Annotated in this window: 1 rRNA gene; it reads left to right on the top strand. The window is 42.6% G+C overall.

From position 1 onward, the window contains the following. Positions 1 to 254: 254 nt before the first annotated feature. A 16S ribosomal RNA gene (locus ACU8YE_RS24310) occupies positions 255 to 519 on the top strand; the annotation flags it as partial.

Below are 519 nucleotides of genomic sequence, written 5' to 3'. Positions count from 1 at the left end.
CAACAGACAACAACAACCAAGCAAAACAACTTAAAAAAACTTTTTTAAAAAAAGTTCTTGACATTCAAACGGAAGTTTGTTATGATATAAAAGTTGCTGCGAGGTAACGTAGACCTTTGAAAACTGAACAAAGAATAGACGAACCAAATGTGTAGGGCGTCTTGATTCAATTCAAGACAACAAACATTTTTAACAAGCAAGCAATATGCTAGCAAACAAATTGAGCTTAACAATCGTAAGATTGTTCTAACTTTTATTATGAGAGTTTGATCCTGGCTCAGGACGAACGCTGGCGGCGTGCCTAATACATGCAAGTCGAACGCTTCTTTCCTCCCGAGTGCTTGCACTCAATTGGAAAGAGGAGTGGCGGACGGGTGAGTAACACGTGGGTAACCTACCCATCAGAGGGGGATAACACTTGGAAACAGGTGCTAATACCGCATAACAGTTTATGCCGCATGGCATAAGAGTGAAAGGCGCTTTCGGGTGTCGCTGATGGATGGACCCGCGGTGCATTAG

This window comes from Ralstonia sp. VS2407 (assembly GCF_052950655.1).
This window is presented reverse-complemented; position numbering and strand designations above follow the sequence as displayed.